Origin of the sequence: Paraburkholderia sp. HP33-1 (genome assembly GCF_021390595.1) — a bacterium.
Lineage (GTDB): Bacteria > Pseudomonadota > Gammaproteobacteria > Burkholderiales > Burkholderiaceae > Paraburkholderia.
Genome location: NZ_JAJEJR010000002.1, coordinates 192,408 through 212,607, shown reverse-complemented (window position 1 = coordinate 212,607; position 20,200 = coordinate 192,408). Strand labels below are relative to the sequence as shown.

Genomic DNA, 20,200 nt, shown 5'->3' with positions numbered 1-20,200 from the left:
CGACTCATTCGTGCAAGATCAAACCTTTCACGGCCTTATCGACGGCTTTCTTCGGTCCGTGCAATGCGAGACCGACGAGGTCGAGATTTGCCGCATCGTCGGCGCGAAAGACCTCGCGGTTCGCGGCGTCATGCCCCGTCGAAAACATCGCGTGCACGTACGGCACGATCCTGAGTTCGCGCGACAGCGCCTGCCGATGCGCGCTCTGCAAACCGGACCGATCGGCGGCGAACACCATCATTGGCTGGCCGAGCATGCGGCCGTAGCGGTGCCCGGCGGCATCCTCGTAGGGCTCGCCCAGAGCTTCGGGCGCCGCGGCCGCGACGCCGGTTGCGAGAAACGCGACCACATTGAGCTTCTGCCAAACCGCGAGATCAGTGCGCACGATCAGCGCCACTTTGGTATCGAACATGTTGACTCCTCGTTGAGCCGCTCATGATCGACGACACGGCGCGCTCAGTCTTGAACGTTTGTGCACACCTGCCGGTAAGCCGTTAGCGTGATCCGGTACGCGCGACGACATCACGCGCACGACCGGGCGATCCATATTCAGTCCCAATCCGTTATTCTTCTGCCAGTCTGGATCTCCCGCACGTCGTCCCGAAGAACAATAACTGCCATGAAATCCGTTTTCCACATACTGGTATCAATTGCAGTATCGACCGTCCTGTCAATGTCGAGCGGCCCCGCCCAGGCGGCCGGCATGCGCGACGAAATCGTTCAGGTGCCGATGAAGGATTGGCTATTCACGGTCAACCTGACGACACGCATTTATGCTCCACCCGGGGATGGCCCGTTCCCGCTCGTCGTGATCAATCACGGCAAGGCTGAAGGCAACCCCGCCATGCAGAAGGACGAGCCGTTCTATTTCCAGGCGCTCGAATTCGTGCGGCGTGGATATGCCGTGTTGGTGCCGACGCGCGAAGGATTCGGCACCTCCGGCGGGGTGTACTTCAAGTCGAATTGCGACGTCGCCAACGGTGCACGGCATTGGGCGAATAGCGTTCAGGCCGCGATCGATTATGCGCGCACGCTTTCTTATGTCGATGCCGCGCACATCGTCGTGATTGGACAATCACAAGGCGGTATTACGTCCGTCGCATTGGGGGAGCGTAATCTGGCAGGCGTCGTCGGCATCGTCAACATCGCCGGCGGCTTAAGAGATGAACACTGTCCGGGATGGGAATCGACATTGGTCCGCGACTATCGCGATTTCGGCAGCAAATCAAAAATTCCCACGCTTTTCCTCTACGGAAATAACGATCGATATTGGGGCAATGGGAAATTGTCGAGGCAATTCTTCGAGGCCTATCACGAAGGCAATCCGAACGCTCAATATGTCGACGAAGGCGTGTTCAGCGAGGGCGATTCACATGTGGTGTTTCATCGGTATAGCGGAGAGAAAATCTGGCTCCCGCCCGTCCGTCAATTTTTCGAGTCGCTCGGTTTAAGCTGGAATCCAAGGTACCTCAGCTGGCGTCAAGGCAATACGGTCGCGCTCGATAACATCGACATCGTGCCGTTTCAGGATCTCAATCCCGCTATCGGCGTTGGCATGGAGATGTTTCTTCGCTCGGATCCGCGTGCCGGACGTGCTCTCGTAATCGCGCCAAATGGCCACTATGGATTCGCAACCGGGAAAGACGCGCAAGCGAAAGCGACAAAGACGTGCGGCGAGAAAGGTGGAGTCGGATGCCAACCATATGCGGTCGACAACGAGTTGGTCTACCACGGGCCGTTTGCAACGGAGCGAAAGACCGCTGACTCCTCCGCTATGAACATTCAATAGAAGAGCAGCTTCGTGCGCGATCGTTTTCATCGCTCACTCCGGGCGCCCTAGCACCGGACGTTTCAGAGGCTGGATGGTCACCATCGCGAGACCCGCTCCAGCGAACGCACACGCCGCAGAGACGAGCGCGACGGCGCGCAGCGCATCGGTGATCGCATCGGCTGTCGCGCGCGCCACGAGTGCCTCGCGCGACGTGTCAGTGGCGCCCGCTGCGGTTCCGGCTTGCGCGGCGGGCTCCAGCAGTTGCCCAGTCTGACGTGCGTCCTGCGGTATATGCAGTTCGTCGAGACGCGCCGATAGCGCCGCGTTATGCGACCACACGAATACGATCCCTAGCACCGCAATCGCCAGCAGGCTCGCCACGCGCGCAACGGCGTTGTTGATGCCGGACGCCACGCCTGTGCGGTCGCTCGGCACCGCGCCCATCACAGTCGTGGTAAGCGGCGCGACAGTGATCGTCATGCCGAGCCCGAGCACGGCGAGCGCAGGGAAGAATCCAGCCCAATAGCTACCTCGTACGAACGGCAGCGCCAGCAACGTGAACCCGACTCCGGCGACGCCCGGGCCAACGGTCAGAAGCGCGCGCGAACCGTAGCGGCTCGTCAGGCCGCCGGTGAAGCGCGACAGCAAACCGATGATGATGGGAACTGGCAACAGCGCCGCACCCGCTTCGGTCGCGGTGAAGCCATGCGCGCGAATCAGCGTGAACGGCAGGAAGAAGAACGCGCCGCCGAGGCCGAAATAAAGTAGTAGCGTGACAAGGTTGGCACCGGTGAAGTCGCGCGAGCGAAACAGATCGAGCGGCACCATGGGGTTGGGACTGTTCGCTTCGATCATCACGAATGCGGCGAGCACGAGCACGCCGGCGCCAATCGCACAAAATACCAGCGGATGCGCGAAGCCGCGCGCCGATGCCTCGGTCAGGCCGAAAGTGAGCCCGGCGAGCCCCGTTGCCGCGCTCAGCGCGCCGGGCCAGTCGATCTGTTCAGGCGCATCGAGCTTGTGGCTGTTGGGCACCGCCGATATGGCGAGCGCGATCGTTAGCGCCGCGAGCGGGACGTTCAGGAAGAAGATCGCGCGCCACGACAACGCGTCGACAAGCCAGCCGCCCGCCACCGGCCCCACTGCCGACGTGATCGCACCGACGCCCGCCCAGGTGCCGATTGCCCGCCCGCGCGCTTCGTCGTCGAATACCGCGCCGATGATCGCGAGACTGCTGGGTACGAGCAGTGCCGCGCCGACGCCTTGAACCGCACGCGCGGCGATCAGCGCAAACGCGTTCGGTGCAAACCCGCACGCGACCGACGCCAGTGTGAAGAGCGCAATGCCCGCGATGAACACCGTGCGCCGGCCGAGCTTGTCGCCCATTGATCCGCCGACCAGCACGAGCGAGCCGAGAAAGAGCAAATACGCGTTGACGACCCACTGCATCGCCGCGACGCTCGCGCCGAGTTCGCTCTGAATGGACGGTAGCGCGACGTTGACGACGGAGCCATCGATGAACGCCATGCTCGAGCCACTGATCGTCGCGGCGAGCGCGAGCCGCTTGCTCCGGCACGGGCGGTCGATTGTGGTGGGCTGCGCGCGGATGACGAGCTCGTCGCACGGGCTCGCCTGCGCGGCGATGAGGTGCGCCGCCTGGCGCTTCCTATCGGGGTGATCCGGGTTGGCCAATCTCGCTCCCCTGCTGATCAATGACTCAAGCCTGTGCGTGCTGGCGAGGCTAGTCAACCCAGGAACAGACAGTTAGTTGCACTACGGCGCAATGACTGATTTCGCCAGGATGCCCGGGCATCGGCTGGTTCCGGGTGTCCGCGCTACCGGGCGGGACGCCAGAGACTTCGCGCGCTCGCGGTTACAGGCGATAATTGGCTGGAAGTCATCGACCTGAAAGGCGGAGAAGGAATGGACAAGCAGGGTTTCACCACTGGTATCGTTCACGGCGACAGAATCGCGGGCACTGAGCACGGCGCCTTGCGTCAGTCAGTTCATACGTCCGTGCAATATGGTTTCGAGCGCGTCGAAGACCTGATCGGCGTGTTCCAGGGCACGAAGAAAGGCGGATTCAATTACGCACGGCAGGGCACCCCCACGACCGCCGCGCTCGAGCGCAAGATCACCAGCCTCGAAGAAGGCGTCGGCACGGTCTGCTTCAGCACCGGCATGGCCGCCATCACCGCGACGTTCCTCACGCTCCTGCGCGCGGGCGATCATCTCGTGTCGAGCCGTTACGTGTTCGGCAACACCAACAGTCTGTTCGGCACGTTGCGGGCGCTCGGCATCGAAGTCACGACCGTCGATGCATGCAACGTCGACGACGTGAAGAACGCAATCCGGCCGAATACGCGCATGGTGTTCGTCGAAACCATTGCGAATCCGGGCACGCAGATTCCCGACCTGCAAGGTATCGGTGACGTGTGCCGTGAGCGCGGCATCGCGTACGTCGTCGATAACACGATCACCTCGCCCGCATTGTTCAAGCCAAAGGCGGTCGGCGCGAGCCTCGTCATCAACTCGTTGACGAAGACCATCGCGGGTCATGGCGCTGCACTCGGCGGCGCAGTGACGGATACGGGCCTGTTCGACTGGAGTGCGTATCCGAGTATCGCCGACGCCTATCGGCGTTCGGCGGCGAAGGAACAGGGGCTTCTGCAGATCCGCAAGAAAGGCCTGCGCGACATGGGTGCGTCATTGTCGTCCGAGCAGGCGCACTCCATCTCGATGGGCGCGGAAACGCTCGCCTTGCGCATGAAGCAAAGCAGCGACAATGCGCTCGCCCTCGCGCAGTTTCTCGAAGGGCACGAAGCAATCGGCAAAGTGTTCTATCCTGGCCTGAAGAGCCATCCGCAATACGAGGTTGCACAGACGCTGTTCAAGGGTGCATCGTGGCTGTTGTCGTTCGAATTGCTTAACGCGGATCGCATGATCGAAGTCGTCAACGCGCTCAAGCTGCCGATCAAGGCGACCGGTCTCGGCGACACGCGCACGCTGATCATTCCCGTCGCGCCGACGATCTTTTTCGAAGCCGGACCGGAAACGCGCAAGGCGATGGGTATTTCCGACGGTATGCTGCGGCTGTCCGCGGGCATCGAGGATATCGAGGACCTGATTGCGGATTTTGCGCAAGCGCTGAAATTCGCGGCGTAGATTTCAGGCTTTTGAAGCTTCGAGCGAGGCTGGTGTGCCGGCCTCGCTCGATAGGCGACGGGGCTACTTCTTGCGCCGTTGACTCATGAGATTCACGATATCGATCGTCGGCGTGCTGGCCGCCAGGCGGGGAATGTCGTCGAGGTGAAACCATCGGCATCTGGATATCTCGTTGCTCGGGCGCGCTTTGGCGCGATTCGAGATTTCGCAGGCGAAAACATGGTGGTGCTTCTGTTTTCCACGGACGTTGAAGAGGTACTTGGCTGACTTCCCGGAAAGTCGCGTTTCTTCCTTGAGTTCCCGAAGCGCCGCGTCAAGGAGATGCTCCCCGCGCTTGAGAATCCCACCGGGCAAAGTCCACTTCGACTGACTACGTGCGACCAGGAGAATTCGCTTACCTCTGCAACAGATGACGGTGGCGCGTTTCTTCAAATCGAACTCCCACTCCGTTCACAGGTAATTTCCGTGGCGCGCTTATTGCGCCAGTCTCTCGGGCAGTACCAGGTACTAGACGTAGCTGGCTATCTTAATACACAAACGCGCGAACTCGTCAATCTTGCGACATCAGAAGAGCGCGTACGCAACACCGGAAAGAGACAATTCATCAAAATGTCATAAACCACCCGGATTTTCCGGCAGTGCTGCGACACCGTGCCATCAAGCGACCGCTCCGGGCTTCTGCCGATCAGCTCGTGAAGGTCAGTGTGCTAAGGTCTGGGTGGAACATTTTTTATCCGACCCGAGGCTGAAATGGATATGGATGGTGACTGGCGCTTGCCGCTGCCGACCGCTCTCTTCAAGATCGACCACCGGCACGCGGGCTTATCACGCTCAAAGACGGGCTCCGTTGCCAGTACCTTCGCATCTCTGGTGAAGCCGGTGGTAGCCGAGACAGTGCGGAGGGCGCGAGAACTCTCCGCGGACGGCGACGCGGAACAGTTTCACCAGCTTCGCGTCGGGTTCAGAAAACTTCGTGCGCTGTATTGGGCGTATTCACCCTACCTTGAAAAAGAAGCAACCGCGCAAGCAATCGAAGGGTTCAAACGTCTCGCCGCAGTGGCCGGGGGAACACGTGACTGGGATATCGCGGGTGACCTGCTGAAAAAAGCTCAGGATACGGACGCGTCGGTCCAAATGCTCGTGGCCGCCGCGCGCGAGAAGCGCGCACAGGCTGTGGTGCATAGCCAGGCGATGATCAGGAGCGACGATGTCGAAGCGTTCCTGAACGATGTCCTGCTTCGCGCGCAAACCACGCTGGAGTCGCATTGCGACCACCTTCCTCTTCGGCCGTTCGCGAGGAGGCGCGTACTTCTTGCGCAGCGAGCACTCCGAAAACGAAGCAGGCGTGCAACGCGCGGCGAAGCCATTCATGAAGAAGATCTGCACGACGTTCGAAAGGCGGGCAAAAAGCTTCGGTACCTGCTCGAGTTTTTTCAACCCGTTATCAAAGGTGGACGCAGTCGCACCCTCAGGGAGTTGACGTCCGTGCAGAACGAGCTGGGCCAGTTCAACGACATTGTCGCAAGCGAGACCCTCATTCGTAGCGCGTCATTCGATGCGGTTCCGCCAGAGGTCGTGCAGAAATCGCTTCAGTGGTTAGAAGAACAGAAGTGCCAACGAATGCGCGCGGCATCACGTCGAGTACGAGCCATTGCCAGTTGAGCGTGGTGCGACCTCGAACGCTGAAGGCAGCAGCCCCACTGAGTTGTCCGCGCGGGCCCGATAGCGGCTGAGATCGGCCGCGACGGTGCAGGCCGTCTTTGCGGCGCAAAGAACATTGGTTCAAGCGCTGTCTTCCATCACTGAACACATACCAGGTATATCCGCCACGGCGATGCGCCATCACTGGCCGATACGCAATTGAAAGATTGTCGTATGGGATTGTATGTTTCGTCATGTGACCGGCAAGAATTGTTCTTATCAGCGCCTCGGAATCGTCATCGTGACGCTCTACGTTCCTTCCTTGTAACACGCGGTAAGCAATTGCGGAGGCACTCGTTCCGCTATGCAAACAAGCAAGGAAGTTAACCATGTCATTGGAGAGCGCCATGAGCCAGCGATCGAGAGCAAGCCTTCAACTACCGCCGATTCCAACCCTATGTGCTGCGATTGCACTAACGTTGGGAACGACGTTCTATTGCGCTGTTGCAGACAGCCAGTCGCAACCCGCAACGGATCCCTCTTCGGCGACAACAACGCCGATCCAGCATGTCATCATTATCGTGGGCGAGAACCGAACGTTCGATCACGTGTTCGGTGCTTATCAACCTCGCGAACACGAGACCGTCTCGAACCTGTTATCCAAGGGCATCATCAAGGCGGATGGCGCGCCCGGACCGAATTTCTGGCTCGCCGCGCAATACACGGCGAAGGCGAACAATCCGTCACGGTTCGAGCCGAGTCCCGGATCGAAGCAACCCTACCCGGTATTGCCGGCGCCGAACACGGGCTCGGCACCGTCCGCTGCGAGCGATGCGAGCCCGCCGCCATTCGCGACATTCGCAGCCGCACAGGCGGCCGAAGGCTACGCCCTCAATCCGCGCGATCTTTATCATTTGACCACGGGGGCAACGGGGCTCCCGAATGACGTGCCCGACGCTCGTTTTGGGTCGAACCTTTACAACTTGCCTAACGGACCTTATCAAATCTCGCGTGTCGGACCGAACTACGACCAGTATATGAATAGCCCCGTGCATCGCTTCTACCAGAACTGGCAGCAGGCTGACTGCAACGTGGGTCATGCGACGTTCGATAATCCGAGCGGTTGCAAAATGGATCTGTTCGCATGGGTCGAGGTCACCGTAGGCGCCGGGAAGAACGGCAATCCGCAACCGGCCAACTTCAGCGATCAGTCGACCAACGAGGGCGCGACGGCCCTGGGGTTCTATAACGTGAACAGCGGCGACATGCCGTATTTCACGGAGCTGGCGCGGCATTTCACCATTAGCGACAACTATCACCAGCCGGTAATGGGCGGTACAGGCGCGAATAGCATCATGATCGGGACGGCCGACGCACTCTATTACACGGACGGCAACGGTAATGCGACAAAGCCGCCTCACAACGAGATCGAGAACCCGCACCCGATGTCAGGCACCAACAACTGGTATACGCAGGACGGATATTCGGGCGGCACGTATAGCAATTGCTCCGACCCGAAACAACCTGGCGTGGGCGCAATTCGTCACTATCTGGGCACACTGCCATATCACCCCGATCCGAATTGTGCGGCCGATACGTACTATCTCCTGAACAATTACAACCCGGGCTACAACGGGGACGGCACCGTCAATACGAGCACATTCACCATTCCTCCCTCTCCTGTGCGGACAATCGCCGAGACCCTGCTCACACGCGGCATCTCATGGAAATACTACGGCGAAGGGTGGACCACGTTTGTGGCCAATTCTCCAACGAGCGTCTACTGTAATATCTGCAATCCGTTTCTGTACGAAACGGCCATCATGACCAACCCGGCGCTGGTCGCGGCGCATCTACAGGACACGCCGAACCTTTATTCCGATATCACGAACGGCTCCCTGCCCGCGGTCTCTTTCGTGAAGCCTGGCGGCTTGCTCGATGGACACCCGGCGTCCTCGAAGTTTGATCTCTACGAGGGCTTTGTCCGCAAGATCATCGATTCCGTTCAGGCGAACCCTAAGCTATGGGCATCTACCGCGATCTTCATTACGACCGACGAGGGAGGCGGCTACTATGACTCCGGCTATATTCAGCCGCTCGACTTCTTCGGCGATGGGCCACGCATTCCGTTGATCGTCGTTTCCCCGTATTCCCGCGGAGGCCACGTCGTACATGAGTATTCGGATCACGTTTCGCTCGTCAAATTCATTGAACGCAACTGGTCGCTGGGACCGATTACCTCGCGCAGTCGCGACAATCTTCCCGATCCCGTTCAACTGTCCTCCAATCCGTACGTCCCCGTCAACGCACCGGCGATCGACGATCTCTTCGGCGCATTTCAGTTCCGGCCCGCCAAACATGGCGAGCCGCACGAGGGAGACAGTGATCCCTTCTAATCGAGTGGGTAACTAATAGGCCCAAAATAAAGGCGGTAGTCATCCTACGCAAGTGGGAGAGCTACCGCCGAATCGCTTCGCGCCAGACGGACGCAATTCTTAGGGCCGTGGGCCGATTAGCTGGTTGGTTAGTCGACGCCCACGAAACGCCTCATGTTTCGATACCCAACGCCGTAATCAGCCGTTCGCGCCTTTCGAGCGCTTGCAGCGAGCGCTTGCCGAGATGTGTCGCCACCAGATTGAGCAACCCTTCGCAGAACACCAGGTGGGCGCCCATGCTGTTACTGAAGAAGCTGCTTTCGTGCGGGATCAAAAATGCGTGGGTCGCGGGCGGCACGAGCGGCGACGCGAGCGTGTCGGTGATCGCGATGACCGATAGTCCGCTCTGCACCGCAGCGACCGCCGCCTCGGCGACACTGCGCGTGTAGGGCGAAACGCTCGTCACGACGACCACATCGCCGGGTTGCAGCTGTGCGAGTCCTTCCGCGACGCCGAGCCCTTGCGCATCGAGAAGCGCGACGTCGGTGCGGATCATGCTCAGGCCGTAGCAGACAAAGCTCGCCAGCGCGCTGAACTGGCGCAATCCGTGGATGCGCACGCGTTTCGCCTCCGCCAGCATGCGGGCGGCACCGCGTAGATCGTCGGGCGAAAGCTGCGAGAGGAAACCTTCGACGTTGATGATGGATTCACGCGCGAGCTGCACGACCGTCTCGACCTCTGGCGAAACGGCGCCGGCATCGGTGGCCGCCGGCCGGTTCTTTCTGCCCGTCACAAGCCGTTCGGCCTGCTGGCTGTAGAAGTGCCGATGCCGTTGCGCGATGCTGTCGCGGAACACGTTCTGGAAGTCCGCAAATCCCGTATAGCCGAGCCGGGTGGAAAGCCGCGTGAGCGTGGATGCATTGACACCGAGCGAAGCCGCGAGGTCGGTGATGGTACGGACGGCAACTTCCTCCGGGCGTTCGAGCAGCTTGGCAAGCACCGTATGCGCCCTGCCGCCGAGCGAAACGTCCGCTTCGTCGCGGCCGATTTTCACCACGAGTTCGCGCAACCCGGCAACGGTACGGGGTGGCACCGATGCCACCTCCATCGTGCCGTCGTGCTCAGTCGTGTGCGGCGGTGTCTGCTTGCTTGTGGCCATTGATCATTCGATACCGGGCGCGACTCCCGGGATGTTCATAAACCTCCCATTCTACGTGAGTCTCCTTGACCGTAATGAGGGCGGTCGCGAGTGTGTTTTCGTCATCGGGATCACGTGGGTCGTCGCGATAGATCGGCAATGAAGCGTCTTCCTGATCGGCCAGAATGGCGAGCGGGTCCGGCATTTCTCCGGTCGTTCGAGTCTGTGCGAGCAGCGTGTCTCCACGCGTTTGCCGATGTTGCGAAGAATCCGTGATGACCTGCGAGAAGTGCGCCATTTCCGGATGAATCGCATGATTCGCATGCAGCGAGGGCTCCGTGATTTCGCGTACTGAGCAGCCATAGGCACTGAACTCGACGCTCAGAAGCGTCGCGTGCGCGCGATGCGCGAGCGTGAGATGAAAGCCACCCGCACGCGGCGCGTCGCGCAGCAACGAGACGGCCATGTCGAGATCCGTCGCATCGAGCACGGCTCTCGTGAGCACCATACGCGGCACGCCGGCGACCACTCGCCGCTGGCGCAAGTTATTGACGGTGACGACGAGCCCTGCATCGGTGACAGCGAACGTATGTCCGGGCAGCGACCCCGGATACACAAACGCAGCGAAGCCCGGACTGCCTTCAATCCGGCACTGCGCAATGGCGCAATCTGAGGAGAAACCGGGATCGCCGTCCTCGTTATGAGCGATCCGCCGCACGCCCGCGTCAGGAGTGTGAGGCAGTTGCAGCGTCGTGCAACCGTCGGGCGACATGGCCCAGACATCACCGCGGCAATTCCAGAGGAAAACGTCTTCGAAGGGCAGGCGCAGACCACGGGCCAATCCCTGCAATTCAGCCCAGACGCGCGGAAAACGCGTCTCGGTGTGCATCGCAAGATCGGCGGCCACGGGGCTGCCACGCCAGCGCATCACGGTAAGCCATGCGTCGGTGTGCAGCAAGTGTCGATGAACCGCCGCCGCGCCGAAGCGCCCCAACGCTTCGCCCGCCTCGAACGGCGAGCCAGAAATTTCGATGAAATCGAGTGAAGACATGAATCCAGTTTATTCGACGTGTTGCAGGAAATCTCGCAGACGCTGATTGGGCGGATTATCCAGCAGTTCAGCCGGAGATCCGTCAACCGCGATCTGTCCATGCTCCATGAAAATGAGCCGTGTGCCTACCCTGCGCGCGAACGCCATCTCGTGGGTAACGACGACCATCGTCATGCCCTCCTCGGCGAGCGACTGCATCACGCGCAGCACTTCCTGGCGCAGTTCGGGATCGAGCGCGGAGGTCGGCTCGTCGAACAACATGAGCTTAGGCCGCACGGCGAGCGCGCGGGCAATCGCTACGCGCTGCTGCTGTCCGCCCGACAGCTCGTTTGCATAGTGACCGACACGCTCGGCCAGCCCCACCTTCGCCAGCAGTTCATGCGCAAGCGCCTCGGCATCCGCCTTCGACATGCCGCGCACCTGGCGCGGTCCGAACGCGACGTTTTCAAGTGCGGTCAGTTGCGGGAACAGGTTGAATTGCTGAAACACCATGCCCGCTTCCTGGCGTATTTCGCGGACTTTCTTCGGTCCCGCCAGCACGCTGATGCCATCGACAACCAGATCGCCGCCGTCAATCTGCTCGAGCGCGTTGATGCAGCGAAGCAACGTCGACTTGCCGGAGCCTGACGGCCCGATCAGCACCACGACTTCGCCCGCGCCGATATTCAGATCGACGCCTTCCAGCACGGTAGTTTTACCGAAGCGCTTCGTGACCTTCTTGAACTGCACCATGTGACCGTTCGTCGTGCTCATAGAATCCGCATCCTTCTCTCCATTCTGCGCAGGCCGTAAGTGAGCGTACCGATCATGCACAGGTAAAGAACGGCGACGGCCGTCCAGATCTCGACCGCGCGGAAGTTCGAGGCCATGATTTCCTGGCCCTGCCGCGTGAGTTCGCCCACACCGATCACGATGAACAGCGACGTGTCTTTCAGGCTCACGATGAACTGGTTGCCGAGCGCGGGCGTCATGCGGCGAATCGCGACGGGCCCTACCACGAAAGCGAGCACACGCCAGACGGGCATGCCCAGCGCGAGGCCTGCTTCCTTGAGCCCGCGCGGCACCGACAGAAATGAGCCGCGAACGATTTCGGCAATGTAGGCGCCGGAGTTGATCACAATCGAGGCGATAGCAGCGGTGAGCGCGTCGACGCGAACACTCAGCAACATCGGCAGCGCGAAGTATATGAACATCACCTGCACCACGATCGGCGTTCCGCGCACGAACTCGACGTACGCGAACGCGATCTTCTGACACAGCGAATTACCATAAGCGCGCATCAAGCCGAACAGCAACCCGACCAGCACGCCGCCCGTCAAGCCCGCGACCGTAATGAGGACCGTCAGCCGCGCGCCCTGCAACAGCGCAGGCAACGCGTCGACTACTATCGAAAAATCGAACTGCATGACCGACCTCCCGCCTGCCCGGTGTTACGACTTGGCCGGTTCGACGCCGAACCACTTCTTGTAGATCTGCGAATAGCGGCCGTCTGCCTTGATCTTCGCGAGGGCAGCGTTGACCTTCGGCACGAGCGGGCTGCCCTTCGGGAACGCAATGCCATACTGCTGCGCCATCATCTGCGGACCGACAGCCTTCACACGGCCTTTGCCTGCGGTGTGGATGTAGTACAGAACGTTCGGCGTGTCATGCATCGCAGCATCGACACGTCCCGTTGCGAGTTCGAGGTAGGCATTGTCGATATTCGGGAACGCGCGCAATTCGGTGCCGTTGAAATTGGCCTTCGCATAGTCTGCGGCCGAGGTGCCCGTCTTGATCGCAAGTGTCTTGCCCTTCAGATCGTCCGGACCCTTGATCGTGCTTGTCGCCGGCACCATCAACATGAAACCGCTGTCGTAGTAGCCGTCCGAGAAGTCGATGACTTTCTTGCGCTCGTCCTTGATCGTGATGCCCGCAAGCGCGACGTCGACGTTATGTGTCTGCAACGCCGGCAGGATGCCGCTGAAGTCCATCGGCTGCAGCTTGTAGTCGATTTTCAGATCCTTGGCGACCTCCTTCCAGAGATCGATGTCGAAGCCGACGTATTGATCACCCTGCTTGAACTCGAATGGCACGAATGCCGTGTCACAGGCAATCAGCAAGGTTTCGCTATGCGCTGCCTGGCTGACGACGGAAACAGCGACGAGTACAGCGGCGGCGAGTTTTGCTGCGAATTTCATGAGCGACCCCTTGTGAAATAAACGGACGAACGTACGCAAATAAATTTGCACAATGACTTTTTACGCAAATCTGTTTGCAGAGTATTGGAGGCCGAAAATTCAATTGCAACCTAGGGTTTTCCCTGGATCTGAATTACACACCCTCCGCTGTCATCCAGCCAGTTCAGCCAGTGCGATCGCACGCCAGCGCAGCGAAATAATCCCTTCGACGCAGGAATAACCGCCGCACCGTCCGCGTTCAATGAACACAACGGTTCTCGACAAGGAGTACGGCCATGAAGTCTCTCCTCACTGTGTTCGGCGTAGTGACATGCGGCGCGGCCATCGCGATTCTCGCGTCGTGCGGTGGCGGTGGGGGTGACAGCGGTGGTGGCAGCTCCAGCTCGAACAGTTCAAGCCCGCCCGCCACGTCGTCGTTCAATGTGACGGCCCTCGTGTCGGACGGCGCAGTGGCCGCCGCGCACGCTGACGCAAACCTGAAAAATCCTTGGGGCGTCGTCTTCAATCCGCAAGGCTTCGTCTGGGTCGCGGACAACGGCACCAATGTCGCGACGCTCTATGACGGCAACGGCGTGCCGCAATCGCTGGTCGTCACGATACCCGCCGGCAAGAACGGTTCGGCATCGCCCACGGGCATCGTCTTCAACGGCACACAAAGCTTCACCGTCAAGGAAAATGGCAAATCCGGCGTCGCTGCATTCATCTTCACGGGCGAAGGCGGCACCATCACCGCATGGGCGCCCGCCGTCGGGCCAACCAACGCGTTCGTCATGTACGACGACGGCGTGGGCGGCGCAGTGTACAAAGGTCTCGCGCTCGCCGCGATGAACGGCAACAACTTCCTTTACGCGACCGACTTCCATAACAACAAGATCGACGTTTTCGATAGCACCTTTACCAAGGTTGCAATGCCAGGCGCTTTCACGGACCCCGCGATTCCGGCCGGATTCGCGCCATTCGGCATTCAGGTGATCGGCTCGAATCTGTTCGTCACCTACGCGATGCAGGACGCGGCCAAGCATGACGACGTCGCGGGCGCGGGACTCGGCATGGTGGATGTCTACGACACAGCGGGCAACCTGAAGCAACGCTTCGCGACGGGTGCCCCGCTAAACGCGCCCTGGGGCATAGCGCAGGCACCCGCTAACTTCGGCTCGATGAGCGGCGCGATACTGATCGGCAATTTCGGCGATGGCACGATCAATGCGTTCAATGCATCGAGCGGTCATTCGATGGGGCCGCTCACTTTACCGAGCGGCGGTACGATCGTCGAACCAGGTGTGTGGGGCATCGCGTTCGGAAACGACCTCAGCAATCAACCTTCCAATACGCTGTTCTTCGCCGCGGGTCCGAATGCCGAAGCCGATGGTGTTTACGGAAGAATCGATCTGAATACGACGTCGAGCGCAGGGACGAATACGGGTTCGGGATCGGGTTCGGGTTCGGGCACCAGCTCCGGCGGAGGGATGAGCATGGGCATGTAGCGCTACACTACGTACAAAGGCCGCCGGCACTACTGCAGGGGCATTGAAGCGCCTGGGGCGTAACTTTGTAAAAGAGAGGACGAGCAAGCAAATGACGCTTTCGACAAGAAAATTTGGTCGTACCGGCTGGAACGTCTCCGAAATCGGTTTTGGGGCATGGGCAATCGGCGGCGCTTGGGGCAGTGTCGCGGAAGACGACGCCAAGGCCGCGCTAAACGCCGCGCTCGATGGCGGTGTCACATTCCTCGACACCGCCGACGTCTACGGCGACGGTCGCTCGGAACGGATCATCCGGGATGTATTGCGGCAACGAGGCGGTGAACGTCCCATTGTCGCCACCAAGCTCGGACGCCGACTCGACCCGCATGTGACGAGCGGCTATCTGAACAAGCGCGAGCTCGAAGGTTTCATCGACCGGAGTCGCGCGAACCTGGGCGTCGATACGCTCGACCTTGTGCAACTGCATTGCCCGCCGACGGAGGTTTATTACCGTCCCGAGGTGTTCGACGCAATGGACGACTTCGTCGCCGCCGGCAAGATCCGCTACTACGGCGTGTCGGTCGAAAAGGTGGAAGAGGCGCTGAAGGCGATCGAATATCCGAATGTGGTTTCGGTGCAGATCATCTACAACATGTTCCGTCAACGTCCCGCCGATCTGTTCTTCAGGCAGGCGCAAAAGAAAGACGTGGCGGTCATCGCGCGGGTACCTCTGGCAAGCGGCATGCTCACGGGCAAGATGTCCGCTGATTCGACTTTCGCGTCGGACGACCATCGTGCGTTCAATCGGCATGGCGAGGCGTTCGACGTCGGTGAGACGTTCTCCGGCGTGCCCTACGACATCGCGTTGAAGGCGGTCGACGAACTGCGCGGCCTCGTACCCGTGGACGCCTCCATGGCGCAACTGGCGCTGCGCTGGATCCTGATGGAGGAGGCCGTCTCCGTCATCATCCCTGGCAGTAAAAACGCGGCCCAGTCGGCGTCAAACGCCTCAGCCGCGAACCTCGCGCCGCTGTCCGATGAGGTCATGCAGCGCGTGCGGGAAATCTATCAGCGCCTTGTAGCGCCTCATGTCCACCAGCGCTGGTAAAGGCCCGGGGTGAATCGACGGGCGCCGGCGAACAAATGGCTGGCGCCCCGGTTCAACGCAATTCGTTGAACTCGACGCGCCCGCCCTTCATCACCAGCGGGATGTGCTCGCCCTTGTCGCTCAGGCAGTTCAAGTCGAGCAACGGAACTCGTCGCTTTGCATACGATGGCCCGGGCCGAGCAGATCGGTGCCGGAGCCCACCTTGACTCCCGCGCACCTGAAAATCCCCAGCGACTTCAAGCCGACGGCGCGCACCACCGTTTCCATCCCGTCTCGCTTCCAGAAAGAGGAGCGCCGTGGCGCGGCGTGCCCCGATACGTGAAATCGCGCATACTCAGACGGCCGACGAATCCGCAGCGAGGACGCAAATGGCCCGACGTCGCGAAGTACTCCGGTGGTTTGGTGCAATTCCTTTGCTGCCCTCGCTATGGCCCGCGGAGTCGTATGCGACAACGGTCGGCACCTCAACGCTGCGACGAGTCAGGCCCGGTGATGCGGGATGGCCGACGAAAGCCGAGTGGATGCACCTCGGCACCACGGTTGACGGCCGATTGTTCAGCCCCGAGTCCCCGCTGAGAGCCTGCAATGAACCTGTGGACCTTCAGCAATGTGACGCGCTCTTCCGTGAACTCAAGAACCCCTATTTCATCGGCGACACACCGGCACTGACACAAACCTGTGGCTGGGTGGGTGCGTGGGAATCGCAACCCAGCGCCTACGTCGTGGCCGCGCAGGAAAGAAGGCACGTGGCGGCGGCGGTCAATTTTGCCCGCGCCCGTAAGCTGCGTCTCGTCGTGCGAGGCGGAGGGCATTCCTATCTTGGCACATCGACCGCGCCGGATTCGCTCATGATCTGGACGCGCGGCATGCGCGATATCGTGGTTCATGATGCGTTCGTGCCGACCGGCTGCGGGCCTGATGCCTCTCCCGTGCAGGCGGTAAGCGTGGGCTCGGGTGCGATCTGGATGCACACCTATGAGGCCGTCACTGGTGCGGCCGGGCGCTATGTCCAGGGAGGCGGATGCGGGACTGTAGGGGTCGCGGGCCTCATTCAGGGAGGCGGCTTCGGGACCTATTCGAAGCAGTTTGGCATCGCGGCGGCCTCGCTGCTCGAGGCCGAGGTCGTGACGGCGGACGGTGCCGTCAGAACCGTCAACGCATGTAGCGAGCCGGAGCTCTTCTGGGCGCTGAAAGGCGGCGGAGGTGGAACCTTTGGCGTGGTCACCCGACTGACGCTGCGCACGCACGATCTGCCGGCGGTCATCGGGTATGTGTCGTCAACGGTCAAAGCGAATTCGGATGCGGCATACAGGCGGCTGGTGACGCGTTTCGTCAGCTTTTACGCCGCCAGTCTGTGCAACGGCCACTGGGGGGAACTCGTCACCTTGCTGCCGGGCAACCGACTGCAAATCGGGATGAATTCTCAGGGCCTCACGCGCGAGGAAGTCGCGCAATTGTGGGAACCGTTCTGGAGTTGGATCAGGCTTCAGGATGACATGACGATGACTGCTCCTGCCATTGTTTCAGGCCCCGGGCGGGCCCGCTGGAACGGAAAGGCTATCGAAAAGGTACTGCCAGGAGTCGTGCTTTTCGACGATCGCCCAGGCGCGCCCAATACCAATTTCTTCTGGCAGGCCAATCTCGCGGAAGCCGGTCATGTGCTTCACGCGTTCGAGTCGCTATGGCTCCCTGCAGCACTGCTGGAAGCCAGTCAGCAGCCGGCGTTAGTCGACGCGCTCGTGGATGCAAGCCGACACTGGACCATCGAGCTGCATTTCCAGAAAGGCCTCGCCGGTGCGCCGTCGAACGTCATAGCGGCCGCAGCGGATACCCCGATGAATGCGGCGGTATTGCGCTCCTTTGCGCTGGCGATCGTTGCGAGCGAGGGGCCACCCGCATTCGACGGGCTGCCTGGACATGAGCCCAACCTGGCCAAGGCGAGGCAGGATGTAGCGCGCATCGCCAAGGCGATGGAGCAGCTTAGAACTGTCGTGCCTGACAATGGTGCCTACGTGGCTGAAAGCAGCTACTTTCAGCGGGATTGGCAGCACGCTTACTGGGGCGACAATTACCCGCGATTGCTGCGGATCAAACAGAAATACGATCCCGACGGACTGTTTTTCGTGCGTCACGGAGTCGGTTCTGAAATGTGGAGCGACGATGGCTTCGTGCGCCGTAACCATCCTTTGCCGGCTATGTAGTCGAGATGAACCTGGCTTCGCCTCGCTAGCGGTCGTCGAGCTCAGAACGCCCGGTCACGCGACCTGCGTCGCATGAGGCGCAATGATGTCGCCGCGTGGACCCGGGCCACCGCCTGGGCCGCCGGGACCTCCGCCCGGACCGCCAGGTCCCCCGGGTCCGCCACCCGGCCCACCGCCAGGAGGCCCCCACATACAGCCACTCAGGGAGGCAGCTAGCACGACACATGCCGCGAGCGTCACGACCTTCTTCATGGTTGCTCGTTCTACCGTTTGTCCGTTGGCATCGGCTACGCACCACTTCGTTCTGCCGGGCCGACAAGACAAACCTTAGCATCATCGTCGGGATCGCGTTCGCTCACCCTCGATGGTCTTGCGAAAGGACTGCGCGCGCGTCGACACGGTCATCGATCCCGACGCCGAGCCGCAACAGATCGAACCGTTCCCAGTGGCTCCCCCGCGCTGACGCGCACTGTAGCCTCGGTATTTCCGGCAACCTGATCAAGGATTGGCCGGCAACAGTCACATTGCCTGACTAGCGAAGGCGACCGCCACCTATGGATCGACTTCTGCAAAATCCCGCGTCTGTGTGACGAGCTCGACCGTCACGTTATTGTTGACTCGCGTTCTTCGACTATCAGGAAGCGAGTCTTGCTGCGGTCGAAGACGTTTTCCTCGTCGGCGGCGACACTGGCCGCTATGGCGGGCTCCATTACGGCCTGAATGCCACGCTCGAAAGCCTGACGATTCTCGAAATAGATCTCCGTAATCACGTCGAAATCCGGCATGACCTGTCCGGCTGAGAGAATCGCGCCCTCCGATTGAATGAAATTACGGCGATAGGCCTTGATCCCCGGCATGAGGTCCAGGATGAGCGGCGCATGGTTCTTCTCGTAGTAGTCGACAAACGCCTCCCGGCTCAGGTCTGTTCGTCGCGTAAGCAAGGCGATTACTTTGAACATGCCTTCTCCCAATTTAATGCCGACATTGCGGCAATCGTGTCTGGGCGCCGAACTTCCTTACGGCTCCAGTCCATCTGTGTCGGCGCATCGCCGCTGGATTGTATGCAGCAGTTGACGCAGCATCTACCGCCTATTGGACTAGTCAGACTGGACTACCCTGGTTCGTCAGAAACCCAGTGGGATGGCGCTGTCCGGCGGTTTTGCGTGGACACGTACTGCCGGCCGGGAAGCGTCATTCACGTGCTGATTATTTAGACAGCGAAATGACCGCCTTCTCCGCTCGCGCTCTCCCGGGCGCTTAAGACGGTGCCTTAGCCTGCGTACCTGCCGATGCAATGGGGGATCGCCGACAAAACATCGCATCGCCGGAACCTTCCAGATTGCATGGCACATGAACCGGGTTCCGGACGGAGTCCACTCTTCATCAGCTCAAGAAACGACGACTGTAAATTCGACCCCTGATTCAAAGTCCAGCGTCGTGGTCGAAAAGCGCGGATTGTCGTCAAGGTAGCGCTTGTATGGCCGAACGATCTCCTCGGCTGTGTACATGTTGTCGGCGAGAACGATAGACCCCGGGCGTAGCAGGCGCTCAATTTGCCTGAATAGATTCAGATAGGCATTGGCCCATACGTCGAGAAACACCATGTCGAAAGTGCCGTCCAGTTCGGAAACGGTCTGGAATACATCGCCCTCCCGCAGGTCAACATAAGCTTCTACGCCCGCCGTTCTGACGTGGTCCCGAAGATGTGCGCACTTAACAGCATCGAGTTCAGTCGCCACAACCATGCCACTGCCCAACGTGCGAAGGGCCTCGGCGAAATACAGCGTGGACACACCGCAGGAACTGCCGAGTTCGAGGATTCGAGCCGGTTTGTGCGAAAGCACCATGTTGCGTAGAAACCTTCCCGTTTCCGCCGACACGGCTAACGATAGAGGAGTGCCTTGCAAGGACTCGAAATCTTCGCTAGATAGCCCGAGCGTTTCGAGAAACCGTCCACGCAATCGAGGTGCGAGCGTTTCGTATTCCTCCGCGAGAGTCAGAAACTCGTCGCTCGATCCTTGGAACTGCGCCCGTGCGCGGGCTATCACTTCCGTCTGGCTCTGTTCGTGAAGCCGCCGCAGAAGAACTGTGGTTGATGAAGCCATGTGCG

At 60.5% G+C, this 20,200-nt stretch carries 17 protein-coding genes; 7 read left to right on the top strand and 10 right to left on the bottom strand.

Annotation, left to right across the window (positions count from 1 at the left end):
• Positions 1–4 precede the first annotated feature (4 nt).
• Complete coding sequence (locus L0U81_RS17010) at positions 5–412, bottom strand: DUF2000 domain-containing protein (protein WP_233804721.1); 408 nt, start codon at positions 410–412, stop codon at positions 5–7.
• A 207-nt stretch (positions 413–619) separates the two neighbouring features.
• Here L0U81_RS17010 and L0U81_RS17005 point away from each other — a divergent pair, with 207 nt between their 5' ends.
• Positions 620–1,789, top strand: a complete 1,170-nt coding sequence (locus L0U81_RS17005) for a dienelactone hydrolase family protein (protein WP_233804720.1) — start codon at positions 620–622, stop codon at positions 1,787–1,789.
• Positions 1,790–1,822: 33 nt separating this feature from the next.
• Here L0U81_RS17005 and L0U81_RS17000 read toward each other — a convergent pair whose 3' ends face one another.
• Entirely contained in the window at positions 1,823–3,463 is a 1,641-nt protein-coding gene (locus L0U81_RS17000; RefSeq protein WP_233804719.1) for an MFS transporter, read from the bottom strand.
• Positions 3,464–3,694: 231 nt separating this feature from the next.
• On the opposite strand from L0U81_RS17000, the gene L0U81_RS16995 reads away from it, so the two are divergent.
• Positions 3,695–4,936: a cystathionine gamma-synthase family protein gene (locus tag L0U81_RS16995; protein ID WP_233804718.1), complete on the top strand. Its 1,242-nt coding sequence runs from the start codon at positions 3,695–3,697 to the stop codon at positions 4,934–4,936.
• Between the two features lie 63 nt (positions 4,937–4,999).
• On the opposite strand, the gene L0U81_RS16990 is transcribed toward L0U81_RS16995, so the two are convergent.
• On the bottom strand, positions 5,000–5,368 hold the full coding sequence (locus L0U81_RS16990) for an NUDIX hydrolase (RefSeq protein ID WP_233804717.1): 369 nt from the start codon (positions 5,366–5,368) through the stop codon (positions 5,000–5,002).
• 318 nt (positions 5,369–5,686) lie between these two features.
• On the opposite strand from L0U81_RS16990, the gene L0U81_RS16985 reads away from it, so the two are divergent.
• Together L0U81_RS16985 and L0U81_RS16980 are read left to right on the top strand one after the other, a co-directional pair.
• Positions 5,687–6,598 (top strand): CHAD domain-containing protein, encoded by a 912-nt coding sequence (locus L0U81_RS16985; RefSeq protein ID WP_233804716.1) that lies wholly within the window; start codon positions 5,687–5,689, stop codon positions 6,596–6,598.
• Between the two features lie 386 nt (positions 6,599–6,984).
• Positions 6,985–8,973, top strand: a complete 1,989-nt coding sequence (locus L0U81_RS16980) for an alkaline phosphatase family protein (RefSeq protein ID WP_233804715.1) — start codon at positions 6,985–6,987, stop codon at positions 8,971–8,973.
• A gap of 151 nt (positions 8,974–9,124) precedes the next feature.
• Here L0U81_RS16980 and L0U81_RS16975 read toward each other — a convergent pair whose 3' ends face one another.
• From L0U81_RS16975 to glnH, 5 genes are read right to left on the bottom strand one after another with little or no spacing between them, the layout of a single operon-like run.
• Complete coding sequence (locus L0U81_RS16975; RefSeq protein ID WP_442793426.1) at positions 9,125–10,111, bottom strand: MurR/RpiR family transcriptional regulator; 987 nt, start codon at positions 10,109–10,111, stop codon at positions 9,125–9,127.
• Entirely contained in the window at positions 10,074–11,141 is a 1,068-nt protein-coding gene (locus L0U81_RS16970; protein WP_233804713.1) for a C45 family autoproteolytic acyltransferase/hydolase, read from the bottom strand. The genes L0U81_RS16975 and L0U81_RS16970 overlap by 38 nt, the downstream gene beginning before the upstream one ends.
• A gap of 9 nt (positions 11,142–11,150) precedes the next feature.
• A complete protein-coding gene (glnQ, locus tag L0U81_RS16965) occupies positions 11,151–11,894 on the bottom strand; it encodes a glutamine ABC transporter ATP-binding protein GlnQ (protein WP_326489834.1) in 744 nt (247 codons plus the stop codon).
• The gene (gene glnP, locus L0U81_RS16960; protein ID WP_233804711.1) at positions 11,891–12,547 is read right to left on the bottom strand and encodes a glutamine ABC transporter permease GlnP; all 657 of its coding nucleotides are present in this window, start codon (positions 12,545–12,547) and stop codon (positions 11,891–11,893) included. Before glnP ends, glnQ begins: the two co-directional genes overlap by 4 nt.
• Before the next feature lie 24 nt (positions 12,548–12,571).
• Positions 12,572–13,318, bottom strand: a complete 747-nt coding sequence (gene glnH / locus L0U81_RS16955) for a glutamine ABC transporter substrate-binding protein GlnH (RefSeq protein WP_233804709.1) — start codon at positions 13,316–13,318, stop codon at positions 12,572–12,574.
• 275 nt (positions 13,319–13,593) lie between these two features.
• Here glnH and L0U81_RS16950 point away from each other — a divergent pair, with 275 nt between their 5' ends.
• The 3 genes from L0U81_RS16950 (at position 13,594) to L0U81_RS16935 (ending at position 18,090) form a co-directional block, all read left to right on the top strand.
• The gene (locus tag L0U81_RS16950) at positions 13,594–14,802 is read left to right on the top strand and encodes a TIGR03118 family protein (protein WP_233804707.1); all 1,209 of its coding nucleotides are present in this window, start codon (positions 13,594–13,596) and stop codon (positions 14,800–14,802) included.
• Between the two features lie 91 nt (positions 14,803–14,893).
• Complete coding sequence (locus L0U81_RS16945; RefSeq protein ID WP_233804705.1) at positions 14,894–15,889, top strand: aldo/keto reductase; 996 nt, start codon at positions 14,894–14,896, stop codon at positions 15,887–15,889.
• A 521-nt stretch (positions 15,890–16,410) separates the two neighbouring features.
• Positions 16,411–18,090, top strand: coding sequence for an FAD-binding oxidoreductase (locus tag L0U81_RS16935; RefSeq protein WP_233804703.1), 1,680 nt, complete (start codon positions 16,411–16,413; stop codon positions 18,088–18,090).
• Between the two features lie 602 nt (positions 18,091–18,692).
• Here L0U81_RS16935 and L0U81_RS16930 read toward each other — a convergent pair.
• The gene (locus L0U81_RS16930) at positions 18,693–19,049 is read right to left on the bottom strand and encodes an EthD domain-containing protein (RefSeq protein ID WP_233804701.1); all 357 of its coding nucleotides are present in this window, start codon (positions 19,047–19,049) and stop codon (positions 18,693–18,695) included.
• Between the two features lie 429 nt (positions 19,050–19,478).
• Positions 19,479–20,195, bottom strand: coding sequence for an O-methyltransferase (locus L0U81_RS16925; protein WP_233804699.1), 717 nt, complete (start codon positions 20,193–20,195; stop codon positions 19,479–19,481).
• Positions 20,196–20,200: the final 5 nt, after the last annotated feature.

Coding starts and splice junctions, on each gene's coding strand:
- L0U81_RS17010 (WP_233804721.1), bottom strand. CDS start 412: ATGTTCGATACCAAAGTGGCGCTGATCGTGCGCACTGATCTCGCGGTT.
- L0U81_RS17005 (WP_233804720.1), top strand. CDS start 620: ATGAAATCCGTTTTCCACATACTGGTATCAATTGCAGTATCGACCGTC.
- L0U81_RS16995 (WP_233804718.1), top strand. CDS start 3,695: ATGGACAAGCAGGGTTTCACCACTGGTATCGTTCACGGCGACAGAATC.
- L0U81_RS16985 (WP_233804716.1), top strand. CDS start 5,687: ATGGATATGGATGGTGACTGGCGCTTGCCGCTGCCGACCGCTCTCTTC.
- L0U81_RS16980 (WP_233804715.1), top strand. CDS start 6,985: ATGAGCCAGCGATCGAGAGCAAGCCTTCAACTACCGCCGATTCCAACC.
- L0U81_RS16975 (WP_442793426.1), bottom strand. CDS start 10,111: ATGGCCACAAGCAAGCAGACACCGCCGCACACGACTGAGCACGACGGC.
- L0U81_RS16970 (WP_233804713.1), bottom strand. CDS start 11,141: ATGTCTTCACTCGATTTCATCGAAATTTCTGGCTCGCCGTTCGAGGCG.
- glnQ (WP_326489834.1), bottom strand. CDS start 11,894: ATGAGCACGACGAACGGTCACATGGTGCAGTTCAAGAAGGTCACGAAG.
- glnP (WP_233804711.1), bottom strand. CDS start 12,547: ATGCAGTTCGATTTTTCGATAGTAGTCGACGCGTTGCCTGCGCTGTTG.
- glnH (WP_233804709.1), bottom strand. CDS start 13,318: ATGAAATTCGCAGCAAAACTCGCCGCCGCTGTACTCGTCGCTGTTTCC.
- L0U81_RS16950 (WP_233804707.1), top strand. CDS start 13,594: ATGAAGTCTCTCCTCACTGTGTTCGGCGTAGTGACATGCGGCGCGGCC.
- L0U81_RS16945 (WP_233804705.1), top strand. CDS start 14,894: ATGACGCTTTCGACAAGAAAATTTGGTCGTACCGGCTGGAACGTCTCC.
- L0U81_RS16935 (WP_233804703.1), top strand. CDS start 16,411: ATGCACCTCGGCACCACGGTTGACGGCCGATTGTTCAGCCCCGAGTCC.
- L0U81_RS16930 (WP_233804701.1), bottom strand. CDS start 19,049: ATGTTCAAAGTAATCGCCTTGCTTACGCGACGAACAGACCTGAGCCGG.
- L0U81_RS16925 (WP_233804699.1), bottom strand. CDS start 20,195: ATGGCTTCATCAACCACAGTTCTTCTGCGGCGGCTTCACGAACAGAGC.